The following is a 307-nucleotide window of genomic DNA, read 5'->3' as shown; positions in this document are numbered from 1 at the left end:
CAGGCCGCGTGGCGCTTCGCGCTGGTACAGGTCGAACGGCGCGCGGGCCGGCACATACAGCAGCGAGTTGTATTCAAGCTTGCCTTCGACCTTGTTGTGGCTCCAGGCCAGCGGGTTCTCGAAGTCGTGGCCGATGTGCTTGTAGAACTCCTGGTATTCCTCGTCCTTCACGTCGCTGCGCGAACGGGTCCACAGGGCGCTGGCACGGTTGACGGTTTCCCACTCTTCGGCCGGCTGCTCTTCACCTTCGGCAGCCGCCTGCTCTTTCGGCAACTGGATAGGCAAGGCGATATGGTCGGAGTACTTC

General features: G+C 62.2%; 1 pseudogene. It reads right to left on the bottom strand.

Annotation, left to right across the window (positions count from 1 at the left end):
- A pseudogene (locus QWI17_RS04845) lies at positions 1-307 on the bottom strand (molecular chaperone HtpG); the annotation flags it as partial.

The organism is Gilvimarinus gilvus (assembly GCF_030518155.1).
GTDB lineage: Bacteria > Pseudomonadota > Gammaproteobacteria > Pseudomonadales > Cellvibrionaceae > Gilvimarinus > Gilvimarinus gilvus.
This window is presented reverse-complemented; position numbering and strand designations above follow the sequence as displayed.